We start from the raw sequence: 26,064 nt of genomic DNA, 5'->3' as shown, positions 1-26,064 counted from the left end.
ATTAGCAATGCTAGATTCTAAATTATTTCGTACAGAGCTGGACGAAACAGCAGCAAAACTAGCGCGTCGCGGATTTATCCTAGACGTAGACACCATTCGTCAACTTGAAGAACAACGTAAATCCATTCAGGTTGAAGTTGAAAACTTGCAATCCACGCGTAACTCCATCTCCAAGCAAATCGGCCAAAAAATGGCAGCTGGAGACAAAGAGGGTGCGGAAGAAATCAAGAAGCAGATTGGCACACTAGGTGCGGATCTGGACGCTAAGAAAGCAGAACTAGTAGAAGTTCAAAACAAGCTAGAAGACATCACTTTGTCTGTGCCTAACCTGCCAGACGATGAAGTGCCAGATGGTAAGAGCGAAGACGACAACGTAGAGGTTTCTCGTTGGGGTACGCCTAAAGAGTACAACTTTGAGGTTAAAGACCACGTTGATCTAGGCGAGCTAGGTGGCGGTCTGGACTTTGCAGCAGCAACCAAGATCACTGGCGCACGCTTTATCGTGATGAAGGGGCAATTTGCACGCCTTCACCGCGCTATCGCTCAGTTCATGCTAGACCTTCACACTGACCAGCACGGCTACACAGAGATGTATGTGCCGTATCTTGTGAATGCAGACAGCCTATACGGCACAGGTCAGCTTCCTAAGTTCGGTGAAGACCTGTTCCACACTGAACCTCTGACTGAAAAGGTAAACGATGAGGAGCCGCGTAAGCTGTCTCTTATCCCTACCGCTGAGGTTCCAGTGACCAACATGGTTCGTGACACCATCACTGACGAAGCAGATATGCCTCTTAAGATGACGGCGCACACCCCATGCTTCCGTTCAGAAGCAGGTTCATATGGTCGTGACACTCGTGGTCTAATCCGTATGCACCAGTTCGACAAGGTTGAGCTTGTTCAGATCACTAAGCCTGAAGAATCAATGAACGCTCTTGAAGAGCTAACTGGTCACGCTGAGAAGGTACTTCAGCTTTTAGAACTGCCTTATCGCAAGGTTGTTCTATGTACAGGTGATATGGGCTTCGGTGCTCGCAAGACCTACGACCTAGAAGTTTGGGTTCCAGCACAGAAGACTTACCGTGAGATTTCTTCTTGCTCAAACATGTGGGATTTCCAAGCTCGTCGTATGCAAGCGCGCTTCCGTCGTAAAGGCGAGAAGAAGCCTGAGCTGGTTCACACGCTGAATGGTTCTGGCCTAGCGGTTGGCCGTACTATGGTTGCTATCCTAGAGAACAACCAATTGGAAGACGGTCGCATCGAGATCCCTACAGTGCTACAGCCATACATGGGTGGTCTGACTCACCTAGACTAATGCCAAATACGATAATTAGAAGCCGACCTCAGGGTCGGCTTTTTTGTGCCCGTTAGCTAAAACATTCAGGCCTCGCCAATGCGCTATCTATTGCAGAGATTAGCTTTAATAGCTCGTCTGGCTGAATAATATAAGGCGGCATCATGTAGATGAGTTTACCAAACGGGCGGATCCATACTCCGCTGTCTACGAAGTGCTGCTGGATCACTTCCATATTGACGGGTTTGTGGGTTTCAACCACGCCGATAGCGCCAAGATAGCGCACATCTTTCACCATTGGATGACGTTTGAGACTCGGTAAAGCCTCGGCAAACAGGGTCTGTATACTATGAACCTGCTGTTGCCAATCTCCCTTTTGTAAAATACCAAGGCTAGCATTGGCTACCGAGCAGGCGAGAGGGTTGCCCATAAAGGTTGGGCCATGCATAAAACAGCCAGCGTCTCCACTGCAGACGGTATCTGCCACTTTTTTGCTGGTTAAAGTCGCGGATAAGGTCATATAGCCACCGGTTAGCGCCTTACCCACACACAAGATATCAGGCTGTATATCAGCATGTTCAACCGCGAACATCTTACCGGTGCGACCAAAGCCAGTGGCTATCTCATCAGCAATTAGCAGCAATCCATACTTATCGCATAGTGCTCTTACTGTCTTTAGATAGTTAGGGTGGTAGATGCGCATTCCGCCAGCGCCTTGCACGATAGGCTCAAGGATAATGGCGGCGATATCCTGATGATTTTTCTCTAGTGCTTTTTCGAGAGGCTGAATGTCAGTTTCATCCCACTCATCGAAAAAGCCACAGGTCGGTGAGTCTACAAAGATATGCACTGGCAAGAACCCCTTATACAACGAATGCATTGAATTATCTGGGTCTGTCACTGACATGGCCGCGAAGGTATCTCCATGATAGCCGTGTCTGAGTGTCAAAAATTTAGGACGCTTTTCCCCCAGTGAATGCCAGTACTGCAGCGCCATTTTAAGACTCACCTCAACTGCTACCGAGCCGGAATCGGCCAAAAAGATATGCTCTAGGTTATCTGGGGCAAGGTCTAAAAGCTTCTTTCCTAACTCTATAGCTGGCTCATGGGTCAAGCCACCAAACATTACATGTGACATCTTATCTATCTGCGAATGAGCGGCTTGGTTGAGCTGTGGATGGGAGTAGCCGTGAATCACAGACCACCATGATGACATACCATCGATAAGCTCTTGACCCGTTTCAAGCTTGATCTTTACCCCTTTTGCAGACTCAACGCCAAAGCAGGTCAGGGGATTTAAAGTGGAAGTGTAAGGATGCCAGAGGTGTTGTTTATCAAACGATAAATCCATATTCGATTGATTTTTGTGCATTAGTAAACTTTTGTGGTGTTGTTTTGTTGACAGTGTACATGGCGTCGATAGACTAGCCAAGTGATCAAAACAGGTAAAAAGGAACACCACAGTGGAATTACGTCATGACTGGACAGTAGAGCAAGTACAACAACTATTAGCTCAGCCCTTCATGGATTTGCTTTATCAAGCACAGACCATTCATCGCAATCACCAACAGCATAACTATGTTCAAGTGAGCACGCTGCTTTCTATAAAAACCGGCGCTTGCCCAGAGGATTGCAAATACTGCCCGCAAAGTGCTCACTATCGCACTGACGTCGATAAAGAGCGCTTAATGGAAGTAGAGCGAGTATTGGACGCCGCACAAAAGGCAAAGCAATCAGGCTCGACCCGTTTCTGTATGGGGGCGGCTTGGAAGAACCCTAAAGCGCGCGATATGCCTCTTTTGACTGATATGATCAAAGGGGTGAAATCCTTGGGTCTTGAGACCTGTATGACCTTGGGTATGCTGAGCCCAGATCAAGCTAAAGAGTTGGCGACTGCAGGTCTGGATTACTACAACCACAACCTAGATACCTCACCTGAGTATTATGGCAACATCATCACCACTCGTACCTATCAAGACAGGCTAGATACCCTGTCACACGTGCGTGATGCGGGTATGAAGATCTGCTCCGGTGGCATTATCGGCATGGGTGAAGGTCTTTCCGATCGAGCGGGTTTGTTAGTAGAACTGGCTAACCTACCAGTTCACCCTGAGAGTGTGCCGATCAACATGCTAGTGAAGATCAAAGGTACCCCACTCGAGGACGCTGAAGAGGTAGATCCTTTTGATTTTATAAAGCTTATCGCTGTTGCTCGCATCATGATGCCTGAGTCTGCGGTTAGGCTTTCCGCAGGCCGTGAAAAGATGAATGAGCAGATGCAGGCACTCTGCTTTATGGCTGGTGCTAACTCTATTTTCTATGGCTGCAAACTGCTGACTACGCCAAACCCAGCCGAAGATAGCGATATGTTGCTGTTCAAGAAGCTGGGCATCAATAGCCAACCTGCAGTGAGTCAGAAGCCCGATGAGGTCCAAGAAAGCGAATTGTTAGACAGGGTAGTTGAGCGTGTTGCAGCAAGACCGACCAAGGAAGACCTTTTCTACGATGCCAGCGTTTGATCAGAGGATTCACCAAGAGAATCAGAAGCGCAGGGAATTGGGGCTTGAGCGTCAAGTAACGGCCAAAGCTCATGGAAACTCGGCTTTTATCGAACTCGAAGGAAAGCGGTTTAATAACTTTTCGAGCAATGATTATCTTGGTTTAGCGTCGGATAAAGAGCTAGTTAAAGCCTGGCAACAGAATCTTGGGTTCTATGGTTCAGGTAGCGCGGCGTCTCCGCTAGTGGTGGGACAAAGCTTTGCTCACGCAGCCCTTCAAGATGCGCTTTGTGATTGGCTCGATTATCCAAGAGCGATTTTATTTAACTCTGGATTTAGTGCCAATCAGGCTGTTCTGTTTTCCCTTTTACAAAAACCGGACACCCTTATCCAAGACAAGCTTAATCACGCCTCCTTAATGGAAGCGGGAGTGTTGTGTGATGCGCAGATGAAGCGCTTCGCACATAACGACATGAGCCAACTAGCAAGGCTTCTTAAGTCGAATACAAATAACTTGGTGGTGACCGAAGGGGTTTTTAGCATGGATGGTGATACCTCTCCATTAGCTAAGGTACATGAGCTTTGTAGTGAGCACGATGCGTGGTTGATGCTTGATGATGCTCACGGTATCGGCGTTATTGGAGAAGAGGGACGAGGAAGCGCCCACACAGCAGGTGTTAATCCACAGCTATTAATAGTGACCTTTGGTAAAGCGATGGGCATTTCTGGCGCGGCGGTAATGTGCAGTGAAGAGACGGCAGATTATCTCACTCAGTTTGCTAGGCATTATGTTTACTCTACGGCCATGCCCCCGGCGCAAGCGGCAACCCTAACTCAAGCTATAAGCAAGGTTCGAAAAGAACAGTGGCGAAGAGACAAACTTGTTGAACTGCAGTACTGCTATCAGCAGCAGCTGAGTCATTTAGCAGGCTATGTAGAGACTCAAACCCCTATTAAGCCACTGATAATCGGTAGCAGTGGTGATGCCTTATATGTGGCTAAAGCCCTGCAAGCCAGTGGTCATTGGGTCAGTGCCATTCGCCCGCCATCGGTGCCTGCCAATACGGCAAGGCTGCGCATTACTCTCAGCGCCTCTCACTCTCTAGAGCAAGTAAAAGCACTGGGACAGTCGTTAAAAAGCCTTCTTGGCTCCAAGGAGGCGGTATGACAGTACTTGCTCAAAATAAAATCGAGATAGCAGAAGCCTTCGGGCGAGCAGCCATGAACTACGATCGGCATGCCGAGTTTCAGCGCGATGTGGTGGAGAGGCTACTTGACTACTTGCCGGACGATTTATCGGGCATTAAGGCTTTAGACGTTGGCAGTGGCACCGGATACTTTGCGGAAAAACTGTTGCAACGAGGCGCTGAGGTGACCTGCCTTGATATCTCAAGTGCCATGCTGTCACAAGCTGAGCAAAGGCTCGGAGCCTCGGCGCAATATTGCCTTGCCGATGCCGAGTCCATTCCGTTTGACGACAATGACTTTGATTTGGTGGTTTCTAGCCTAGCAGTGCAGTGGTGTGATGACCTGACAAAGCCTCTCATTGAGATGCAGCGGGTATGTGCATTTGGTGGCAGAGTGCTATTTTCTACCTTAGCGGAAGGCAGTCTGTTTGAGCTGAAACAGGCGTGGCGCTGTATAGATGATTACCAACATGTGAACACTTTTTTATCAGAAAAGCAGATAAAATTTGCGCTAGCTCAATCGAGTACTAGCCACTATCGAATAGACTTCCCGAAAATTACGCTCTGGTATACCTCGGCCTTGCAGTTGATGCGAGACCTGAAGGGGATTGGAGCCACTCGCGTTTCAGGGCGGAGTGCTGGGCTAACCAAGCCGAGTATCTTGAGCCGAGTGGATGGCCACTACCGAGAGCTGTTCCAGCAAAACCAACAATTACCGGCTACTTATCGGGTATGTTTAGGGATCATAGATAAATGAGTAAGACAATTTTTGTTGCCGGTACGGATACGGACGTAGGCAAAACCGTAGTATCAAAGGCACTTTTGCAGGCATTTAACGCACGCGGTATCAGCACTATCGGTTATAAACCGGTAGCGGCGGGTTCAGACATGACAGAGCAGGGGCTAAGAAATTCAGACGCACTGCATTTGCAACAAACCGCGAGCATTGAGCTTGATTACGAAGAGGTGAATCCAATTGCGCTTAAAGCGCCTGCCTCTCCACATATCGCTGCTGAAATCGACAGCACCAGTGTTGATTGTGCACTGCTTTCAGAGAAGCTTGAACAGCATAAATCTAAGGCTGAGCTCGTACTGGTAGAAGGTGCGGGTGGCTGGCGTGTGCCTATTTCTAAAAACGGTTTTCTCTCTTCTTGGGTAGCTGAAGAAAAGCTGCCAGTAGTATTGGTTGTTGGTGTGAAGCTAGGCTGTTTGAATCATGCCATGCTGACCGTTGAGACTATTAAGAATGATGGTCTCGAGATTGTGGGCTGGGTTGCCAACCGTGTAAACCCTTGCGAAGAGCACTATCGCGATATCATTAACTTCCTCGAGCAGAATATTGATGCTCCGAAGATAGGTGAGATCCCTTATGTGGCAGGGGTAATGAAAAAAGACCTCAGCAAATACATACAGTTGGATGCCATTATCTAAATAAAAACGGCGCACCTTGGTGCGCCGTTTGTCTACTTATTCTTCAACCTTACCTAGGCTTGCCTGAAACTGGGCGATGTGTTCGTCCACACTTGTGTCTTCATCACCCATTCCCAATTGCTTCAGCGCTTCTTCCTCGCTTAGGCCCAGATGTGCTTGCAGCAGGTCTACTGCCATTTGGTGTTTATTCTCAGACATAACTCTCCCTCAGTTACGTTAAACTTATCCTTAAGCACGTTGTCCTAAATATGGTAGACAACAACTGCCTGTTTCAAATTGCATCGTTAGCTTTTGATTGCACTCGCTAATTTTTTAACCATTTCTTTGATTTTGCGCAAGGGTTAATCAGTAATAAATGTGAAGTTGCAAGCCTACTTCTTAGTTTGTTGCAATTTGTTACGGCTCTTGAGTTTTGTTTGAGAGCCCATATCTATATAGTTGTGATACCTGATGGAGCAGTTCCATCACCTTTAACTTGGCTTCTTACTTGGAGAGAATGAATGAAGCGCGTAGCGTTATTTTTACTTACTAACTTAGCTGTAATCGCAGTGTTGAGCGTAGTGCTTAACCTGGTTTACGCCTTTACCGGAATTCAATCGGGCAGTCTTTCTGGCCTATTGGTACTGGCTGCAGTGTTCGGCTTCGGTGGTTCTTTTATTTCGCTATTAATGTCGAAGAGCATGGCCCTGCGCAGTGTAGGTGGTCAGGTTATTGAGAGCCCACGCAACCAAACTGAGCACTGGCTACTGGAGACAGTCTCTCGCCAAGCTCAGCAAGCTGGCATTGGCATGCCTACCGTTGCTGTCTACGACTCACCAGACATCAACGCATTTGCAACGGGTGCTAAGCGTAATGACTCTCTAGTTGCCGTATCTACCGGTCTTTTGCATAACATGACTCAAGATGAGGCAGAGGCGGTACTGGCACACGAAGTTAGCCACATCGCGAACGGTGACATGGTGACCATGACCCTGATGCAGGGTGTAGTGAACACCTTTGTTATCTTCCTATCTCGCTTCATTGCAAACCTAGTTGCAAACAATAATAACGAAGAGGGTGAGGGCGGTACCAACTATATGGTGTACTTCGGTGTGTCCATGGTACTTGAACTGGTATTTGGCTTCCTAGCGAGCTTCATCACCATGTGGTACAGCCGTAAGCGTGAATTCCATGCCGATGCAGGCGCGGCGCACCTAGTGGGTAAGCACAAGATGATAGCTGCCCTTGAGCGTCTAAAAACCAGCCACGAGCCACAACTGGAAGGCTCAATGATGGCATTTGGCATCAATGGTAAAAGCACACTAACAGAGCTTCTGATGTCGCACCCTCCACTGGATAAGCGAATCGAAGCACTAAGAAACACGCAAAGTTTCTAACCCGAATCACAGAAAAAGCTTGGTTTTATGACCAAGCTTTTTTTTTGATCTATTCCTTAATAAACACGTACTTATCTCAAGTTTAGGATTTATCTGCCATCATTTGAGAGATTGCCAAGGATGTGGCGACAAACACGAGTACAAGGACACAGAATATGAACGTAGAAATCGTTGCTGATGTTTATCAAAAGCTCAGCAAAGAGACTCTAGAAAGCCTCACCCAGATATATCATCAAGATGTGGTGTTTGAAGATTCCGCCCATCGCTTAGACGGCTGGGATGCTCTTTCCCTTTATTTTGACAATCTGTATCGAAACGTCATCGATTGTCGCTTCGATATACAAAGCTCACACCAAAGCCAAGACTGCGGCTTTATCGTGTGGGTGATGTATCTGCGCCATCCAAAGCTCAAGGGAGGTTCTGAGGTGGCGGTTAACGGCATTAGCCATCTTAAATTCTCCGACGGTAAGATCATTCACCACCGCGATTACTTTGATATGGGTGAGATGCTGTATGAGAACCTACCTCTGCTAGGCTCTGTAATCAGAGGCATTAAGAAGAGGCTAGGACAATGAGCAGTGTCTATTTGATCACCGGCGCTACCTCCGGAATAGGCGAGGAACTTGCGAGACAGTACGCCGCGAATGGAGACACTGTCTGGGCCTGTGGTCGAAATCAAGCCAAGCTTGATGAGCTCGAATCGCTAAGCCCAAACATCAAAGGGCTGGCTTTCGATCTGACTGATCTAGCACAGACTAAGCAGGCGCTAGAATCTCTCGAGCCAGCTCCAACCACTTGGATTCTAAATGCAGGTGATTGTGAATACATAGACGATGGCGTCATGGATGCGACTCTGTTTAAGCGTGTTATCGACATTAATGTTATCGGTCTCGCTAACGGCATCGAAGCCTGCCAGCATCATTGGCAATCGGGACACAGGGTGGTGATTGTCGGTTCCATTGCCAGCGAAATGGCGCTGCCAAGAGCTGAAGCCTATGGCGCCTCAAAGGCCGCCGTGAGTTATCTGGCGCGCACCTTGGGTGTAGACCTTGCCAAAAAAGGCATCGAGGTGAGCACTGTCTTCCCCGGCTTTGTAAAAACTCCTCTCACAGACAAGAACGATTTCCCTATGCCGATGATCATTACGGTAGAGCGTGCTGCGACAGATATCATCAAGGGCATCGCTGAGGGGAAGAAGTCCATCTACTTTCCAAGACGCTTTACCTCAATCTTGCGTCTCATCGGCGCGCTGCCTTATTCATGGCAGGCAAAATTTTCTCAAAAACTGATAAAGGAATAACAAGGATGAATATTGCTATTATCGGAACCGGCATTTCAGGGCTAACGTGTGCCTACCGCCTTCACCAAGAGCACGAGGTTACCCTGTTCGAAGCTAACGACTACATTGGTGGCCACACGGCTACCGTAGACGTCACCCTAGACGGTAAAGAATATGCGGTAGATACCGGCTTTATCGTTTATAACGACCGTACCTACCCAAACTTCATGCAGATGATGAGTGAGATAGGCGTGGAGGGTATCCCGACAGAGATGAGCTTTAGTGTGCGCAACGACGCTAACGGCCTCGAATACAATGGCCATTCTGTATCGAATCTATTTGCTCAAAAGCGCAACTGGCTCAATCCCAAATTTTATTCGTTTATTCTCGAAATCCTCAGGTTTAACAAGCTAGCAAAAGCGTTCGCAGACCAAGATATTGATGCTGACAGCACATTGGGCGAATTCTTAGAAGAACACGAATTCAGTGATTACTTTTGTGATAACTATATCCTACCGATGGGCGCGGCAATCTGGTCATCTACCCTTGCTGATATGCGCGGATTCCCACTGCGCTTCTTCTTGCAGTTCTTCTTGAATCACGGACTACTGGACATCAAAAACCGCCCACAATGGTATGTAGTCAAAGGTGGCTCTCGAGCCTATATCGACCCGCTTACGCAGGGCTTTAAAGACAACATCAGGCTGAGCAGTCCAGTGCAGAAGGTAGAGCGCTCGGATACAGGTATCAGGCTTCAAGTTAATGGAGAGTGGCATCAGTTTGACCAGGTTATCTTCGCTTGTCATAGCGATCAAGCCCTAGCTATTTTGGGAGAGCAAGCCTCTGACGCAGAGCGAGAGGTGCTAGGCGATATGGCCTACCAAGAGAATGAAGTAGTGCTACACACAGATACCCAGCTGCTACCAAAGCGTAAGCTTGCTTGGGCATCGTGGAACTATCACCTGAAAGGTGGCGCGGACCAAGAAATGAGGCTGCCGACCCTCACCTACAACATGAATATACTGCAGCATATCGAATCTGAACACACCTTCTGCGTTTCACTGAATAATAGCAGTATGATCTCATCAGATAAGATCCTGAGAAGCTTTAACTATCACCACCCAGTGTTTACTCGCGCCTCTATCGCGGCGCAGAAAAAGGCGGGGCTCGTTCAAGGTAAGCAGGGCACTTGGTTTTGCGGAGCTTACTGGCGAAATGGTTTCCATGAGGACGGGGTGGTCAGCGCCCTTGAAGTGGTCAAAGGAATCCAAGCATCCCAGCCTGCTGCCGCGCCATTCGAACAAAAAGGCGTAGCATGAGCAGTCTAATTATGCTTGGCGATGTAAGGCATAGAAGGTTCACGCCCGTTGAGCATGAGCTTAACTACTCTCTTTTCATGCCCTGCATCGACTTGGATGAGCTAGAAACTCTCAAATCCAAGGTATGGGGATTCGGTGATAAGTGGTATCACTGGGCTCGCTTTAAGCGTAGCGATTTCATCGGAGAGGGCTGTCTTAAAACAGCTGTGCAACAAAAGGTGTTTGAGCTTTCAGGTGAGCGGTTTGAGGGTAAGGTGGAAGCGGTTTGCCATCTTAGATACCTCGGACTCTATTTCAGTCCAGTTAATTTCTACTATGTTTATGATAAGCAAGGGAATTGGCGCTACCTACTCGCTGAAGTGAGTAATACACCTTGGAATGAAAGGCATTACTATGCACTAAATGCCGATGCTGGGGAAAATGGAGAGAACTGGCGTCACGACAAGGCATTTCATGTGTCTCCCTTTAATCCCATATCGCAGCTCTATCAATGGAAGCTTTCTAGAAAGGCCGATCGCCTTTTGGTGCATCTTGAGTGCCATAGAGAGCAGAAAGAGTTCGATGCGACTATGGCGATGCAGGGGATAGAGTTCAACTCGAAAAATATGCTGAAAATGCTGATCGCCACACCAGTGATGACAGTAAAAGTGGTGGCAGGGATATATTGGCACGCTCTCAAGCTTTGGCTCAAACGCGCTCCTTTCTATCCACACCCAGCTAAAAATAATAATTGAAGGTCAAAGCAGGAGGCTTTTTCATGATTAACTCAGAGTCACTAGCGGTAGACAAGGACTCCTCAATCTCAGAGATGTCGGCCGTGCAGAAGGCGGCTCGTTCGTTTCTTTTGGGACATCTCGAATCCTTGTCGTGGGGCGCGCTAACTATCACAGAATCTTTCACCGCCTCAAACGAATCCTTTCAGTTCGGTGACGAACAAGCTCTAGTGAATGCCGAGGTAGAGGTCAACCATCCAGATTTTTACGCTCGTATGCTAAAAGGTGGCAGTATTGCCGCTGCCGAAGCCTATATAGATGGCTGGTGGGAAAGCCCAAATCTTGCAGCCGTGATGCAGGTGATGGCGCACAACATCTCAAAGCTGGATCAGATGAACGGCAAAATGGGTTTAGTTAATAGAGCCTTAAACGTCATCGGGCATTGGAAGAATCGCAACACTCAGCAGAACTCAAAGAAAAACATCCTTGCCCACTACGATTTGGGCAACGCCCTATACGAGCGCTTTCTCGACAGCAACATGCTCTACTCAGCAGGCGTTTATCAAAGCGGTGAAGACTCACTGGAGCAGGCGCAACTGAACAAAATGGAGCGTTTGTGCCAGCAACTGGAACTTAAAGAGACAGATAGCGTGATTGAGATAGGTACGGGCTGGGGCGCCATGGCGATTTACATGGCGAAAAACTACGGCTGCCATGTCACCACCACTACTATCTCTGATGAGCAGTACGACTACACCAGGCAGCGAATCGAGCATGAAGGGTTGCAAGACCGAATTACTCTTCTGAAGAAGGATTACAGGCTGCTCGAAGGTGAATACGACAAGGTCGTTTCTATCGAGATGATAGAGGCGGTTGGACGCTCCTTCTTGCCCTCATACGTGGACAAATGCAACAGCTTGGTCAAGCCGGGCGGGCGCGTGGCAATACAAGCCATCACCATTTCTGATCAGAGATTCGACTCTTACAGCAAGGGTGTAGACTTTATCCAAAAATACATCTTCCCTGGCGGTTTTTTACCTTCAGTCACCTATTTGTTGGGGCAGACCACCAAGCACAGCCGCTTAGTGCTAGAAGACCTGCATGACATTGGCCTTGATTACGCCAAGACATTAAGAGAATGGCTGCACAGGTTTAACCTTGCTGAGCATGAGCTTACTGAACTTGGCTTTGATGACAGGTTTAAGCGTATGTGGCGCTATTACCTCTGTTACTGTGAGGGTGGCTTCTTAGCTCGCTCTATCAGTACCGTACACCTCACATTCCGCAAGAGCTACTAGGCATGAATAGGGCATTGGTAATCAAATCTCTCTGGTTCCAGTCCCTATGGTTTGTGGCGGTTATCGGTAGAGAGCAGACATTGGTTCTACTTACCGCCGCTATCTTGTTTACTCTGGCATATAGTGTTAGGAAGCAAGAGATACGGATGGGTTGGCTTGCAGGTTTCGTTATATCCGGTATCGCCCTAGACTATTTCAATTCTGTACTCGGCTTCTTCCTTTTCCCTACGGCGTTTGTGCCCAACTGGCTTATCGCCTTATGGGTGATCTTTATTTGGTACGCCTACCAGATGAAACCGGTTTTGACCCTTTATCCAATATGGGCCGTAACAGTGGTAGGCGCACTTGGAGCAGCTGGCAGTTATTTTGCTGGACTCAAGCTTGGCGCCGTAGAGTGGCCGCTTAGCAATTCTCTCACCTTTGCGGTGGTCACGGTGGAATGGATTATCCTCTTCTCTGTGATAGTGACATCATTGGGAGGAGAAAAGAGGGCACTCTCATGAAAGGGTTCATCACAGCAGTAGCCAGTCTGGCTCTCTCTAGTGTTTTATCAATCAGCCACGCCAGCGACGTGGACTCTCCAAAACTCGATGACCAATGGCAATCATGGCCAACAGTCGGTTCGGCTGATTTGGACTTCTTGTTCTTTGACATCTATACCTCTGAGCTAAAAGCTCCCCAAGGCAGTTATCAGCTAGGTGATGACCTCACTCCGCACCCTGTCGCGCTCTCTATCGTCTACGAGCGAGACATCTCTAAAAAACATCTACTGAAAGAGACCAAGAAACAGTGGGCTCATCTGGGTTATAAAGAAGAGCAGTTCACCCGCTGGGAGCGCAAACTTGCAGGCATTTACCCTGAAATCAAAAAGGGTGATCGCCTTGTGTATGTAACCAGCGGCGATAGTGGTGTTTTCTATTACTTCAAAGGAAATCAGGGCGCAACAGTAGTGGGTGAAATTCAAGATGAAGAGCTCAATGATGCCTTCTTAGCCATCTGGCTTTCCCCCAATACCGAGTACCCAGACCATAGGGCTAGCCTGATAGGGATGAATCAATGAGAGTGATGAAGGCGTTTTTTCTTGGATTGGTCGCAATGATGCTAGGGTGTAGCGCTGAGCTTTCAGACTATCAAGATGCATCGCCACGCTTCGATCTTTTTGGCTACTTTGATGGCCGTGTAGATGCGTGGGGTATGGTGCAGGACAGAAGCGGCAAGCAGACAAGGCGTTTTTATGTCGAACTTAATGGTTCCATTGAGGGGAATGTTTTGACCCTAGATGAGCAGTTTGAGTTTGATGATGGAGAGCAGTCTACTCGCATTTGGGTGATCACACGTTTAAATGATGGTACCTACGAAGGTAGGGCTGACGACATCATTGGCATAGCCACAGGTAAAGAGGTCGGGAACGCCTTACATTGGACCTATGACTTTGAGTTGCCTCGAGGAGACTCGACCGTAACCGTATTTTTTGACGACTGGCTTTATCGTCAAGACGATAAACACGTCTTCAATCTCACCTCAATTCGTAAGTTCGGTCTCGAATTTGGTCGCCTTACCCTGTTTTTTCAGAAGCAATAACGTGGCAGAGATCACTGTTTGTTACAAAAGCAGAACCGGCTTTTTTTGCCAGATCTTAGTTTGTGATAGTATTCTAAGTTCAATTGTATGATTTATTTGTATTATTAATGAGTTCTGCTGTTTCTTCTTCACTGCTGTTTCACAAGACCTTTCCTCACCCTTCTTCAAAGGAGTGGGTAGTGTTCGTGCACGGCGCAGGCGGCAGTTCTTCCATTTGGTTTAAGCAGATCAAGGCGTACAAAGAGCACTTCAATGTTCTGCTTGTAGACCTTCGCGGTCACGGCAAATCAAATAACCTTCTCGCTGATATCATCAACAAACGCTACACCTTTGAAGCGGTAACCAAGGATATCGTCGCGGTTCTGGATCATCTAAAGATCTCATCAGCCCATTTCGTGGGTATGTCTCTTGGCACCATTATCGTGCGCAACATGGCGGAGATCGCCTCTCATCGTGTTCGCTCTATGGTTTTGGGCGGTGCGGTAACTCGCTTCGATGCTCGTTCTCAATTCCTAGTTAAACTCGGTGACCTGAGTAAGAACTTTATCCCATACATGTGGCTGTATAGCTTGTTTGCATGGATCATCATGCCGCAAAAGGGCCAGGTAGAGTCTCGCCATATGTTTATTCGCGAAGCGCGTAAGCTGTGTCAAAAAGAGTTTAAGCGTTGGTTTAGATTGGCGGCTGAGGTGAACCCTCTGATGCGCTACTTCAAGGAGCGAGAGTTGGATATTCCAACCCTCTATCTGATGGGCGACAAAGACTATATGTTTATTAAGCCGGTTAAAGAGATGGTTTCAGTGCACGAGCACAGTAAGCTGATCGAGATTGAGGATTGCGGCCACGTGTGTAACGTGGAAAAGCCTCAGCAGTTCAACCGCGAGTCCATCGCCTTTATTCAGTCGGTGAGCTAGCCCCGCAGTTCCAGCAAAGGGCAAACTGCCCTTCGTTAACCTCACCACATTCACTACAGGTCCAATCGGCCTGCTCGTCCGCTTCCATATATGCCTTGATAATGGCTTCCGCTTTCTCTTTGTAGGCAGGGTCTAGCAGCCACACATGGGGCTGGGTGGAATCATCCATCGGTAGTTCGCCCTGAAGGCCAAACAAGCCAACACTTCGAACCTCAACAGGTATCTTCTCCGCAAGTAAAAGCTCACTGATAAAGTGAGCTTCGGGTGGATTTTTTGCAATATATATCTTCATCTAAGCGACCGATTGATTGGGTCTTATCTTGTTCATTATCCATTTAGCGATAAGTGGGAACAGGCCCAAGAGTGCAAAGGATGCCAGTACGGTCGGGGATACTATGCCTGCTAGGCTGTCTATCTCAGCAAGTTGAGTACCAGCGTTTAGATAAACCATAGTCCCTGCCAACATACCTAGCTGACTAAATAGGTAGAATTTTGCCACTGAGATTGGGGTCAGACCCATCAAAAGGTTGATCAGGAAGAATGGAAATACTGGAATAAGGCGAAGCGAGAATAGATAAAATGCGCCGTCTTTTTCCACGCCCTTGTTGATGGTATCTAACTTATTACCAAACTTAGCTTGTACCCAGTCGCGAAGCAGGTAGCGAGAGCTTAGGAAAGCCAGAGTCGCACCTATAGTGCTGGCAAACGACACCAATACTAAGCTGGTCCAAAAACCGAATAGAGCGGCACCTAATAACGTCACCACGGCAGCTCCTGGGATAGAAAACGCTGTGATAAAGATGTAACCAATAAAGTAGAGAGCAGCAGACAGAACGAAGTTTTGTTCTATATGAGCGTTTAACGCAGCTTGTTGCGCTTTAGCGTTTTCGAGGGTGAGGTATTGCCCAAAGTTGACCGCAAGTAGAATGATAGCTGCAACCAAAATTACGCCAATTATCAATTTCTTATTCATCGTCCTGACCTAAGTAAGTTCACTTAGCTATAGGGACAGAGTAGGACATAGAAAAATTTCATACAAAATAAAAAACGGCACGTTTATTTACGTACCGTTTGGAATTGATTGGATAATTCGAGCTTGGATGAGGTATCATCCGCTTTCGAAGTTAAGCGTTTAGGTTCTTAACGCTATCGCGTGAGATAAGTTCTGGCTGCATCTCAAATACGCGGCGATCGTGCTCTTTGTCGTTGATACGCTCAAGCAGGATTTCAAATGCTGTCTTACCCACACGACGCTTAGGCTGGTGGATAGTGGTCAGTGGCGGCGCAAAATAAGCGGCTAGGTCGATGTTGTCATAACCGATAACTGAGATATCTTCAGGAACCTTAAGGTCGTGCTGTTGCAGGCGACTGATAAGGCCAAGTGCCATGATGTCGTTAAAGCAGAACACAGAAGTAGGGCGAGTCTCGATTGGCATAGCGGCAAGTCTGTCAGCGGCTTCTACTGCGGTATCACACTCGAAGTTACCCTCAAGGATATATTCAGGATTGAACTCGATGTTCGCTTCAGCAAGGGCACGCTTGTAGCCAGCAACACGCTCGATACAAGCCAGTTTCTCTGCTTGACCAGTTAGACATGCAATCTTGTCGTGACCATTCTCAATCAGGTGTTTCGCAGCAATATAGCCACCTTCTTCAGAGTTATCGATGATCTTATCGGCCATTGATGACTCTGGGCCCCAATCCATAACAACTTTCGGGATGTTAGGGTGTGAGTCCAGCATTTCACGCAGCTCTTCTGTTAGGTCAGAACACATAACCAGAAGTCCATCTACACGCTTTTCAGCCAGCATGCGGATATAGTCGCGCTGCTTCTCGTAGATACCACCAGTGTTACACAGGATCAATGTATAGCCCTGACGGTAGCAATAGCTCTCAACACCATCTACAACCTCAGCAAAGAAAGGGTTAGTAGACTGAGTTACCAGCATGCCGATAGTACGAGTGGAGTTACACTTCAGGCTACGGGCTACCGCACTTGGCGCGTAGTTTAGCTCTTTAACAGCTTTCATTACTCGCTCTTGGGTAGACTCTGCTACGAAGCGCGTCTTGTTAATTACGTGCGAAACTGTGGTCGTCGAAACGCCAGCCAGCTTTGCTACATCTTTGATGGTAGCCATGCTTTACCTTGTAAACCTGAAGAAGTGTAGGGACCTACTTAAGAGTAGTGCAATCGATTGCGGAGGGCAGTCTAGCTAGAAATGCGTCAAGTGACAACGCATTTCTATACAAAATGAGAATTCATCAATCGTTCGCAAGATAGTGACTATCCAGCTCACAAAACGCCACCAAAAGCTCGGCTACAGAGGCGTAAAAACCGAATTCGTCGAACTTGGTGCAGTTTTCTGAAAACTGAGGCACCCAGGTCAGCAAATGTTGTTCGATGAAGGCTTGTTGCTCGGCTAGGGCTACCTCCATATGGGCTTCTTGCTCAAGCTCGTTTGAGCGGATGATGAGATTTCCGAGAAAGTCGAGCTGGATAGCAAGGTGATCCGCCGGCTCGTTGAAGTTCTTATCAACCTGAATGCCTTTTTCCTGCATCAAGGCCGCCATCTCTTGCGCTGGTTTGCCGTTAAGCAGTTTGCTGTCATCGAGATAGATAGAGGCATAAGGAAGTGCCGCATGTTTATCGGAGGTTAGAAACAGCTCACAGAAGTCGGCAGATAACTCTAACTGCGCATCCTCTCTGTCTTGAAGCTTGTTTAGAGACTCGATGACGCCATCAGTGGCTTTCTTTAGCTCTTCGTTTTCAGATAGGCCTTGTAGGAAGCCGCGAACTTGTTGGCTTTGATACGCCTTGAGCTCTTCGTCAGTCAGCTCTTTTGAGAATAGGCTTGAGAACCACCAGTAGATTTCGGCGCGTTGCTCATTGAATTTCTTGATTTCTTGCATTGTAAGATCCAACAAAGGGCGCATCGGCGCCCTTGTAACAAAATTTAACTATATGAATTATGAATCAGTTATTTACTACTGACAAGGTTGCGTATCTTCTGCCACCAAGTACCGAGGGTCTCATGCCAGTAGCGTTCTGTTTGCTCTAGATACTGAGCTTGTGGGGTGTATTTTACCCAAGCCTGTTCAATGTTGGAGTGAGCAAGGTAGTTAGTCGGTGCAGGCACCGGCTCTAGACCCGCCTCATTAAACTCCCCCAGAGCCCGATTCATATGGCTAGCTGAAGTCACTAACACCAGCTTCTTATTGCCAACAAAGCCGGCAGCTTGATGCGCCTCTTCCCAGGTATCTTGCGCGGTTTCAAGCAAGATAATATCAGGCTTAGCAACCCCAAGCGCCAGAGCAACCTGCGCCATCATTCTCGCTTGGCTGATCTCTGTACCGCCTGAATAACCTGAGAGAATCAATTTACTGCCAGGATACATACGCAGAATACGAATACCCTCAGACAGACGCATTAGGGCAGTACGGCTTAACTCAGAAGTGGGTGGGATCTCCGCATCTACAACATGACCACTGCCAAGAACCATCACGTAGTCAATATTCTCAGTGGTCGGCAAGAAGGCAGTGTATTTGCGTTCTAGCGGTTTTAGTAGAGAGGTCGAGATAGGTTGGAACGAGATGGCAAAGATAGAAAACAGTGATATGAAAATGACGATGCAGCCAAACTTATGCTTGCGTGTGAACATCACCAGAGCGAGACCAATGAAGCCAAGAATGAGCATGGCAGGCAGAGGCATCAAAAACGCAGAAATGAGTTTCTTAAGTTCAAACATGATTACAACAATATATCCCTAAATGATTTTAAGTCGAGGTATGCATAATTACGGCTAATAATGCGCCCAGATTGGCCGAAAAAATCGCCATTCAAAGCGCTCCCTCTTTATTCTTCATCTTCTTGTGACACAATACCAAACTTGATTCTATAACCACATGCTCGCCGTGAGAAAAGATCGCAATTTTGACGACATCGCCGATAAATTTGCCGAGAACATTTATGGTTCTGACAAAGGTAACATCAGGCAAACAATAGTTTGGGAAGACCTAAACCGAATTCTATCTCAAATGGATGGGAACTCGAAATCGCTCACCATCTTAGACGCAGGTGGCGGCTTAGCACAAATGTCGCAAAAACTTGCTGAGCTCGGACATAAAGTCATTTTGTGTGATGTATCTAACGAAATGCTGAACTTAGCAAAGCAAGAAATTGCGAACAAGGGGTTGCTGGAGCAGTATCAATTTATCCACGCTCCTGTACAGGAGTTACACCATCACCTCGATGAACAGGTCGATCTGATCCTATTTCATGCGGTGATGGAATGGCTTGCCGAACCGGAGGATGCCCTCAAGAAATTGATGACGCACCTAAAACCGCAAGGCATGGCATCGGTCATGTTCTACAACCACCACGGATTGGTGATGAAGAATGTGGTCTGTGGCAACATACCTCATGTTTTGCAGGGAATGCCTCATCGAAAAAGATTTAAGCTTCAGCCACAACAAGGCCTAGTCCCGAAGGACGTCTATCAGTGGCTGGAAGAATGTGACCTCACCATCTGCGGTAAGTCTGGCATACGTTGTTTTCACGACTATGTAGGCTTTACCCAGTATGTGGGTGATTATACCCCAGAACAATTGTTGGAGCTTGAACAGCAGTTATGCCGAACTGAGCCTTATCTGTCTCTGGGCAGATATATCCACGTTTGGGTTCAGAAGTAGTTAGCAAGGATCGGAATGAGCCAAGCACAAGAACAAAATAACGACCAGTTGTCGGTAGACGAGCTGGTTGGCTGGGTAAAACAGCACGATTTTTCATTAAACCTCACCAGTGAACGCCTTAGTTTTCTGGTGGCTATCGCCCTATTGAGCCAAGAAAGATTCGATGGTGAATTGGGTGAGGGTGAATTGCACGATGCATTCACCATAGTAGAGGGTCAGTTTCAAGACGCTGAGGTCAAGGGCAACAAGTTATTCAAAGCGAACAACGCCATCAACGACCTCGTCAGTCAGCGTCTATTAAACCGCTTTAATGCCGATGACCAAGAGGGCAATAGCATATATCGCTTGTCACCTCTGGCGATGGGCATTTGCGAATATTACTTACGTCATCGTCAGTTCTCCAAGCTCAAGCTGTCTGTGCAGCTGGTGCTGGTGGGCAAGGAACTCTCGCAAGCCGTTGAAACGGCGCAGGGTGAGCTCTCTATCGACGAGTGGCGCCGCGATGTATACGGCACGTTGAAATACACCGTCGGTGAGATCTTCGACCAGATAGACCTTAACCAAAGGGTGATGGACGAAGAGCAGGCTGAGGTTAAACAACAGATTGCCGCGCTTCTTAATCAAGATTGGCGCGAGGCGATCAGCCAGTGTGAAGGGCTTCTATCCGCCACATCAAATACCCTAACCGAACTGCAATCGTCACTGCAGGCAGCGGGTGATGAGCTTCAATCTCAACTGCTTGAACTGCAGCAGATGGTGTATGGCGAGGAAGAACTCGACTTTATCGATGCAGTGCTGTTTAGCCTACAGATAAAACTCGACCGTATTGTCAGCTGGGGTCAGCAATCCATCGATTTGTGGATTGGCTATGACCGCCACGTACACAAATTCATCCGTACCGCTATCGATATGGATAAGAACCGCGCCTTTAGCCAAAGGCTTCGTCAGTCTATTCAGGACTTCTCACAAAGCCCATGGTTACTTACCTTTGCCGATGCCGAGCGATTGCGTGACTTGCGTGATGAATCCTTGGTGTTGAAAAACGATGAAGCGCTAGGTGAATTACCTCCTGAGGTGGAATACCAAGAGATGCAACAGGTGAGCAATGAGCTTGCTGAGCATGTGAAGGCGCTACTCCATGAGCACAAGCAACAAGGCTCGAACATCGACCTTGGTGCGGTTCTAAAAGATTACCTGTCGAGCCATCCACAGGCACGACACTTTGATTTAGCGCGAATGGTGGTTGATCAAGCCGTTCGCCTTGGATACTCAGAACAAGACTATGCCGCCATTCAGCCTGACTGGCAGTCGATCAACGAATATGGCGCTAAGGTACAAGCAAATGTCATCAACAAATTCTGAACACTACATGCCAGAGGAACTGGCAAAAGCGATAGCTAACCCGCTGTTTCCGGGGCTAGACAGCCTATTGCGTGCCGGTCGTCACATCACTCAAGACGACATGGACAACTATGCACTGCTGTGCGATTTCGAAACCGATTTGGCGCTGTTTTATCAAAGATACAACGTTGAATTGGTTAAAGCGCCGGAAGGCTTCTTCTATCTGCGTCCTCGCTCAACCACATTAATTGGTCGTAGCGTGCTCTCCGAGCTGGATATGCTGGTGGGTAAGGTGCTGTGTTTCTTGTATCTAAGCCCAGAGCGTCTGGCGCAAGAGGGCATCTTTACCAATCAGGAACTGTTTGAAGAGCTGTTGAACATTGCTGAGCAAAAGACCTTGATGAAGTTTGTGACCAACAAGGCAACCGGTACTGACCTAGATAAAGAAAAGCTGTACGAGAAGGTTCGTACTTCGCTACGTCGCTTGAAGCGAATCGGTATGCTTTTGCCTATCGGTGAAGGTGAGAAATTCCGTATCAGCGAGGCGGTATTCCGCTTTGGTGCTGACGTGCGCGTTGGCGATGACGTACAGCAAGCTCAGCTTCGTCTGATCCGTGATGGTGAAGCGGTAGTTGAACAGAAAACAGAACAAACCAGCTTATTGGATGAAAGTGAGGAACAGGCATGATTGAACGAGGAAAATATCAATCCCTGACCATGATCAACTGGAACGGCTTCTTTGCCCGTACCTTTGATATTGATAATTTGGTTACCACACTTTCTGGGGGTAACGGCGCAGGTAAATCCACCACCATGGCGGCATTTATTACCAGCCTTATCCCAGATCAGAGCCTACTTCATTTCCGAAATACCACAGAAGCGGGTAGCTCTCAGGCATCTCGTGATAAGGGTCTTTACGGTAAGCTTCAGCCAGGCGTCTGTTATTCCGCCCTTGAGGTAGTGAACTCGCGTAAGCAGCGCCTAGTATTTGCAGTTAAGCTGCAGCAGGTAGCAGGCCGAGACAAGAAGGTAGATATCAAGCCATTCGTGGTGCAAGGTCTGCCGAGCCATATCAAGGCCTCTGAGCTATTTATTCAGTCGGTAAGCGAGACTCAGGCTAAGGTTCTTTCTCTGAATGAGGTGAAAGAGCGAGTTTCTGAGTTTGAAGGCGTTCAGTTTAAGGCGTTTAACTCGATCACTGACTATCACAGCCAGATGTTCGACTTTGGCGTGATCCCGAAGAAGCTGCGTAACTCAAGCGAACGCTCAAAATTCTATCGTCTGATTGAGGCATCCCTATACGGCGGTATCTCGAGCACCATTACCCGCTCTTTGCGTGATTACCTACTGCCACAAAACGGCGGGGTGAAGAAGGCGTTCCAAGACATGGAATCGGCCCTTCGTGAAAACCGCATCACCTTGGAAGCGATTAAGAATACCCAAGCAGACCGTGACCTGTTTAAGCACCTGCTTACCGAGTCGACCAACTATGTAGCGGCTGACTATATGCGTCACGCTAACCAGCGCCGCACTAAGCTAGAAGCGACGCTTTCCCTGCGTAAAGACTTGTTTGGTGGTCGCCAGCAGATCATCGACAACAACAAGCTTCTTAATGAAACTCAGCAACAGCTGAATATCCTAGTTGAAGAGTATTCCGCGCTTGAGCAAGACCATCAGGCGGCCAGTGATTATCTTCAGTTGGTGCAAAATGCCCTTCAGCAGCAGCAAAAGATTGAGCGTTACGAAGAAGACCTTCTAGAGCTTAGTGAGCGTCTAGAAGAGCAGATCATGGTGGTGGAAGAGGCGCACGAGTCTCTGGCTCAATCTGAAGAGCAGATGGAGCTGACGGAATCTGAGGTAGACAGCCTTAAATCTCAGCTTGCGGACTATCAACAAGCGCTAGATGTCCAGCAAACTCGTGCCTTGCAATACCAACAAGCGGTAAAGGCACTGGCGGATGCCCGTGAGCTATCTGGTCTAGAGATCGAAAGCGTTGAGGCCATTCCTGCACTATTAAGTGACTTTGAGAAACAGCAGAGCACTCAAACACAGACCCTGCTTACCCTAAAGCACAAACTAGATATCAACTCAGCTAGCGTTGAGCAATTTGCCAAGGCGTTTGAGCTATTGAAGCAAATCGTGCCAGAGGCGAGTCGTGAAAACGCAGAAGTGGAAGCTCGTCGTGTGCTCGAGAGTCTGCAAGCGGCTAAGCATGAGGTGGCTCAGCTGTCACATTGGCAATCACAAGCTCGTGACTTAACTAGGCGTGTTGAGAAGCAAGCTCAGGTTAAAAAGCTGGTTTCTGATTATGCAGCGCAAAATGCGGTGCAAATTCGCGATGAATTGGACATTGAAACCGAGCAGGCACGTCAGTTTGAGTCTATCGAGCAGAGTGAAAACGCTTTAGAGCAGGGACGAGAAAACCTGATCGATCTTCGTCGTGAAGAGCAAAAGCTCAGCGGTGAGATTTCACGCTTCGAAGGCATTGCTCCTGCTTGGATCAAAGCAAACGAGGCCCTAGAACAGCTGTGTGAAAGCACCGAATCTGAATTGACCGATGCTCAATCTGTTATGAACAAGATGCAGAAGGTGCTAGAGGCTGAGAAAGAGGCGTTGTCTCTGAAAGATCGCCTTGCACTTGAGCGCACTCAGGTTGAAAAAGAGATTGAAGCACTAGCTACACCTGGCGGTGCTAACGACCCACGCCTTAAGGCTCTGTCTGACAGCCTAGGTGGCGTGCTGCTATCTGAAATATACGACGATATCACTATCGATGATGCACCGTACTTCAGCGCAATGTACGGTCCTGCTCGTCACGCAATCGTGGTTTCAGACCTAGAAGGCGTCAAAGAACGTCTTGTAGAGTTCGATGATTGCCCTGAAGATGTCTACATCATCGAAGGTGACGTGGATGCATTCGATGACAGCCTGTTTGAAGTAGAAGAGTTTGAAGGTGCAGTTTGTGTTCAGGTAAGTGAACAGCAACTTCGTTATTCTCGCTTCCCAACCGTGCCTCTGTTTGGCCGTGCGGCTCGAGAGCAGCGTCTAGAAGCGCTACGCGAAAAACGTGATCAGCTGGTGGAAGACCACGCAAAAGCCGCATTCGATGCGCAAAAAGCACAGCGCCTATACCAAGCGTTTAACGACTTTGTGGCAAACCATGTAGCGGTAGCGTTTGAAGACAACCCAGAGCACGCCATCGGTGAGCTTCGCTCTGAGCGTAACAAGGTACTTGCCTCGCTAAATGAGGTAGAAGGTAAAGAGGCTGAGTTTAAGCAAGCTATTACTAAGGCAAAACAAGCTCTTTCTCTATTAGACAAGCTAGCCCCTAGCATCGACCTTATTGAAGACGAAACGCTAGCAGAGCGTGCTGACGAAGCAAAGGCTCGCGTTGATGAGCTTATTCAAAGCAAGGTAAACCTAGACCGTCATTTGGCAACGGCAGATAAACTGCGACCAATCGTGTCAGCGCTAGCAGCGGACCCAGAGCAGTTTGACGCCATTGAGCAAGAGTACAAAGAAGTGGATGAAGCGTTGCAGTCGCTGAAATCTCAATCTTTTGCACTGTCTAACGTTTATGAGCGTAAGGCGCACTTTGGTTATGCAGACTCTGAGAAACTGCTTGAGAAGAGCAGTGAACTGAGCGAGCAGCTTAAAGCCAAGCTAGTAGTTGCTGAGCAGCAAAAAGAGCGTGCTCGTGAAGGCTATAAACAAGCACAGCAACAGCACAGCCAATACAACCAGCTTCTTGCGACCTTGAAGAGCTCGCACCAAGCTAAGACAGAAACGGTTCAAGAGTTTAAACAAGAGCTATCTAGCGCTGGTATCTTGCTAGATGATGCCATCCTTGAGCGTGCGACTACGCGTAAGCAAGAGCTGCATCAGGGCATAGAAACCTCTCGTTCTCGCCAAGCTGAACTGTCTAAGACAGTAACCGCGACCGAGCTTGAGCTTAAGAGCGGTACTAAGGCACTTAAGAAACAGCAGAAAGAGTATCAAGAGCTGCGCCGCTTCGTGGTAACCGCAAAAGCCGGCTGGTGCGCGGTACTGAAACTGGCGCGTGAACACGACGTTGAGCGTCGCTTGCACAAGCGTGAGCTGGCGTATATGTCTGAGGGAGAGCTTCGCTCTATGTCGGATAAATCTCTGGGTTCACTGCGTCTTGCGGTGGCGAATGAAGAAGACCTGCGTGATGCGCTGCGTGCGTCAGAGGATAATGCTTATCCAGAGCGCAAGGTACTATTCTATATCGCTGTGTATCAGTTCCTGCGTGAGCGTATCCGTCAGGATATCATCCGCACCGATGATCCGGTTGAAGCAATCGAGGAGATGGAAGTAGAGCTAGCGCGTTTGACTGAGGAGCTTAACCAGCGTGAGAGCCGCCTTGCGATCAGCTCTGAGTCTGTATCTAGCATCATCAAGAAGACCATTCAGCGTGAGCAGAACCGTATCCGCATCCTAAACCAAGGTTTGTCTAACATTCACTTTGGTCAGGTTAACGGCGTGCGTCTGAACGTGAACATTCGTGAGAGTCATCAGATCTTGCTTGATAGCCTAGCGAATCCAGAGAAGTCTCATAAGCAGCTGTTCGACAACTCGCGTTTGACCTTCTCTGAGGCGATGGCGAAGCTGTTCCAACGCGTTAACCCGCATATTGATGTCGGTCAGCGTTCACCTCAAGTATTTGGTGAAGAGCTTCTGGATTACCGTAACTACCTAGAGATGGGTGTTGAGGTTAACCGTGGTTCAGAAGGTTGGTTACAAGCTGAGTCTGGGGCTCTGTCGACGGGTGAGGCGATCGGTACTGGTCAGTCAATCCTACTAATGGTAATTCAAAGCTGGGAAGAAGAGTCTCGCCGCCTGCGCAGCAAAGATATCGTGCCTTGTCGCTTGTTGTTCCTCGATGAAGCAGCGCGTCTGGATGCGAAATCCATCGCAACCCTGTTTGAGTTGTGTGAGCGCTTGAACATGCAGCTTCTGATTGCGGCACCTGAGAATATCAGCCCAGAGAAGGGCACCACCTATAAACTGGTGCGTAAGGTATTCAAAGACCACGAGCACGTACACGTTGTTGGCTTAAGAGGCTTTGGTCAACAAAGCGAAACCGCTCAGGCTATCGACGAAGCCGAGCTGATATAAAAGAA

At 48.1% G+C, this 26,064-nt stretch carries 26 protein-coding genes; 19 read left to right on the top strand and 7 right to left on the bottom strand.

Annotated features, from left to right (window positions below):
• Positions 1-7 precede the first annotated feature (7 nt).
• The gene (serS, locus tag Pcarn_RS08500) at positions 8-1,315 is read left to right on the top strand and encodes a serine--tRNA ligase (RefSeq protein ID WP_261833438.1); all 1,308 of its coding nucleotides are present in this window, start codon (positions 8-10) and stop codon (positions 1,313-1,315) included.
• A 52-nt stretch (positions 1,316-1,367) separates the two neighbouring features.
• Here serS and bioA read toward each other — a convergent pair whose 3' ends face one another.
• Entirely contained in the window at positions 1,368-2,645 is a 1,278-nt protein-coding gene (bioA, locus tag Pcarn_RS08495; RefSeq protein ID WP_261835660.1) for an adenosylmethionine--8-amino-7-oxononanoate transaminase, read from the bottom strand.
• A gap of 112 nt (positions 2,646-2,757) precedes the next feature.
• Here bioA and bioB point away from each other — a divergent pair, with 112 nt between their 5' ends.
• The 4 genes from bioB to bioD are packed head-to-tail and all read left to right on the top strand — an operon-like array spanning position 2,758 to position 6,410.
• Entirely contained in the window at positions 2,758-3,813 is a 1,056-nt protein-coding gene (gene bioB, locus Pcarn_RS08490; protein ID WP_261833437.1) for a biotin synthase BioB, read from the top strand.
• Positions 3,800-4,960 carry an 8-amino-7-oxononanoate synthase gene (gene bioF / locus Pcarn_RS08485; RefSeq protein ID WP_261833436.1) on the top strand — a complete coding sequence of 387 codons (1,161 nt, stop codon included), beginning with the start codon at positions 3,800-3,802 and terminating at the stop codon, positions 4,958-4,960. Before bioB ends, bioF begins: the two co-directional genes overlap by 14 nt.
• Positions 4,957-5,736 carry a malonyl-ACP O-methyltransferase BioC gene (gene bioC / locus Pcarn_RS08480; protein WP_261833435.1) on the top strand — a complete coding sequence of 260 codons (780 nt, stop codon included), beginning with the start codon at positions 4,957-4,959 and terminating at the stop codon, positions 5,734-5,736. The genes bioF and bioC overlap by 4 nt, the downstream gene beginning before the upstream one ends.
• Complete coding sequence (gene bioD / locus Pcarn_RS08475) at positions 5,733-6,410, top strand: dethiobiotin synthase (RefSeq protein WP_261833434.1); 678 nt, start codon at positions 5,733-5,735, stop codon at positions 6,408-6,410. The genes bioC and bioD overlap by 4 nt, the downstream gene beginning before the upstream one ends.
• Positions 6,411-6,446: 36 nt before the next feature.
• Here the strand turns inward: bioD and Pcarn_RS08470 are convergent, their stop codons facing one another.
• Positions 6,447-6,608, bottom strand: coding sequence for a hypothetical protein (locus tag Pcarn_RS08470; RefSeq protein WP_261833433.1), 162 nt, complete (start codon positions 6,606-6,608; stop codon positions 6,447-6,449).
• A gap of 302 nt (positions 6,609-6,910) precedes the next feature.
• Here Pcarn_RS08470 and htpX point away from each other — a divergent pair, with 302 nt between their 5' ends.
• From htpX to Pcarn_RS08420, 10 genes are all read left to right on the top strand, one after another.
• The gene (gene htpX / locus Pcarn_RS08465) at positions 6,911-7,786 is read left to right on the top strand and encodes a protease HtpX (protein WP_261833432.1); all 876 of its coding nucleotides are present in this window, start codon (positions 6,911-6,913) and stop codon (positions 7,784-7,786) included.
• Between the two features lie 155 nt (positions 7,787-7,941).
• Positions 7,942-8,361, top strand: a complete 420-nt coding sequence (locus tag Pcarn_RS08460) for a nuclear transport factor 2 family protein (protein WP_261833431.1) — start codon at positions 7,942-7,944, stop codon at positions 8,359-8,361.
• Entirely contained in the window at positions 8,358-9,086 is a 729-nt protein-coding gene (locus Pcarn_RS08455) for an SDR family NAD(P)-dependent oxidoreductase (protein ID WP_261833430.1), read from the top strand. The genes Pcarn_RS08460 and Pcarn_RS08455 overlap by 4 nt, the downstream gene beginning before the upstream one ends.
• 5 nt (positions 9,087-9,091) lie before the next feature.
• Entirely contained in the window at positions 9,092-10,384 is a 1,293-nt protein-coding gene (locus tag Pcarn_RS08450; RefSeq protein ID WP_261833429.1) for an NAD(P)/FAD-dependent oxidoreductase, read from the top strand.
• Positions 10,381-11,118: a DUF1365 domain-containing protein gene (locus tag Pcarn_RS08445; RefSeq protein ID WP_261833428.1), complete on the top strand. Its 738-nt coding sequence runs from the start codon at positions 10,381-10,383 to the stop codon at positions 11,116-11,118. The genes Pcarn_RS08450 and Pcarn_RS08445 overlap by 4 nt, the downstream gene beginning before the upstream one ends.
• Positions 11,119-11,141: 23 nt before the next feature.
• Positions 11,142-12,395, top strand: a complete 1,254-nt coding sequence (locus Pcarn_RS08440) for an SAM-dependent methyltransferase (RefSeq protein WP_261833427.1) — start codon at positions 11,142-11,144, stop codon at positions 12,393-12,395.
• A 2-nt stretch (positions 12,396-12,397) separates the two neighbouring features.
• The gene (locus Pcarn_RS08435; RefSeq protein ID WP_261833426.1) at positions 12,398-12,898 is read left to right on the top strand and encodes a DUF2878 domain-containing protein; all 501 of its coding nucleotides are present in this window, start codon (positions 12,398-12,400) and stop codon (positions 12,896-12,898) included.
• Positions 12,895-13,455, top strand: a complete 561-nt coding sequence (locus Pcarn_RS08430; RefSeq protein ID WP_261833425.1) for a chalcone isomerase family protein — start codon at positions 12,895-12,897, stop codon at positions 13,453-13,455. Before Pcarn_RS08435 ends, Pcarn_RS08430 begins: the two co-directional genes overlap by 4 nt.
• Complete coding sequence (locus Pcarn_RS08425) at positions 13,452-13,976, top strand: DUF3833 domain-containing protein (RefSeq protein ID WP_261833424.1); 525 nt, start codon at positions 13,452-13,454, stop codon at positions 13,974-13,976. The genes Pcarn_RS08430 and Pcarn_RS08425 overlap by 4 nt, the downstream gene beginning before the upstream one ends.
• A 107-nt stretch (positions 13,977-14,083) precedes the next feature.
• Positions 14,084-14,890 (top strand): alpha/beta fold hydrolase, encoded by an 807-nt coding sequence (locus Pcarn_RS08420; protein WP_261833423.1) that lies wholly within the window; start codon positions 14,084-14,086, stop codon positions 14,888-14,890.
• Here Pcarn_RS08420 and Pcarn_RS08415 read toward each other — a convergent pair.
• The 5 genes from Pcarn_RS08415 to elyC form a co-directional block, all read right to left on the bottom strand.
• The gene (locus Pcarn_RS08415) at positions 14,871-15,182 is read right to left on the bottom strand and encodes a DUF7577 domain-containing protein (RefSeq protein ID WP_261833422.1); all 312 of its coding nucleotides are present in this window, start codon (positions 15,180-15,182) and stop codon (positions 14,871-14,873) included. The two genes, Pcarn_RS08420 and Pcarn_RS08415, sit on opposite strands and share 20 nt — an antisense overlap.
• Entirely contained in the window at positions 15,183-15,863 is a 681-nt protein-coding gene (locus Pcarn_RS08410) for a TVP38/TMEM64 family protein (RefSeq protein WP_261833421.1), read from the bottom strand.
• 151 nt (positions 15,864-16,014) lie between these two features.
• Positions 16,015-17,028 (bottom strand): HTH-type transcriptional repressor PurR, encoded by a 1,014-nt coding sequence (gene purR, locus Pcarn_RS08405; RefSeq protein WP_261833420.1) that lies wholly within the window; start codon positions 17,026-17,028, stop codon positions 16,015-16,017.
• Between the two features lie 124 nt (positions 17,029-17,152).
• Positions 17,153-17,800 (bottom strand): molecular chaperone TorD, encoded by a 648-nt coding sequence (gene torD, locus Pcarn_RS08400; protein WP_261833419.1) that lies wholly within the window; start codon positions 17,798-17,800, stop codon positions 17,153-17,155.
• A 68-nt stretch (positions 17,801-17,868) separates the two neighbouring features.
• Positions 17,869-18,636, bottom strand: a complete 768-nt coding sequence (gene elyC / locus Pcarn_RS08395; protein ID WP_261833418.1) for an envelope biogenesis factor ElyC — start codon at positions 18,634-18,636, stop codon at positions 17,869-17,871.
• A 166-nt stretch (positions 18,637-18,802) separates the two neighbouring features.
• On the opposite strand from elyC, the gene cmoM reads away from it, so the two are divergent.
• Genes cmoM through mukB form a run of 4 tightly spaced genes read left to right on the top strand, consistent with a single transcriptional unit; the run spans position 18,803 to position 26,059 of the window.
• Positions 18,803-19,579, top strand: coding sequence for a tRNA uridine 5-oxyacetic acid(34) methyltransferase CmoM (cmoM, locus tag Pcarn_RS08390; protein ID WP_261833417.1), 777 nt, complete (start codon positions 18,803-18,805; stop codon positions 19,577-19,579).
• Between the two features lie 15 nt (positions 19,580-19,594).
• Complete coding sequence (mukF, locus tag Pcarn_RS08385) at positions 19,595-20,941, top strand: chromosome partition protein MukF (RefSeq protein WP_261833416.1); 1,347 nt, start codon at positions 19,595-19,597, stop codon at positions 20,939-20,941.
• A complete protein-coding gene (mukE, locus tag Pcarn_RS08380) occupies positions 20,922-21,608 on the top strand; it encodes a chromosome partition protein MukE (protein ID WP_261833415.1) in 687 nt (228 codons plus the stop codon). The genes mukF and mukE overlap by 20 nt, the downstream gene beginning before the upstream one ends.
• Positions 21,605-26,059 carry a chromosome partition protein MukB gene (gene mukB / locus Pcarn_RS08375; protein ID WP_261833414.1) on the top strand — a complete coding sequence of 1,485 codons (4,455 nt, stop codon included), beginning with the start codon at positions 21,605-21,607 and terminating at the stop codon, positions 26,057-26,059. The genes mukE and mukB overlap by 4 nt, the downstream gene beginning before the upstream one ends.
• Positions 26,060-26,064: the final 5 nt, after the last annotated feature.

It is taken from the genome of Vibrio ishigakensis (assembly GCF_024347675.1).
GTDB classification, from domain to species: domain Bacteria; phylum Pseudomonadota; class Gammaproteobacteria; order Enterobacterales; family Vibrionaceae; genus Vibrio; species Vibrio ishigakensis.
This window is presented reverse-complemented; position numbering and strand designations above follow the sequence as displayed.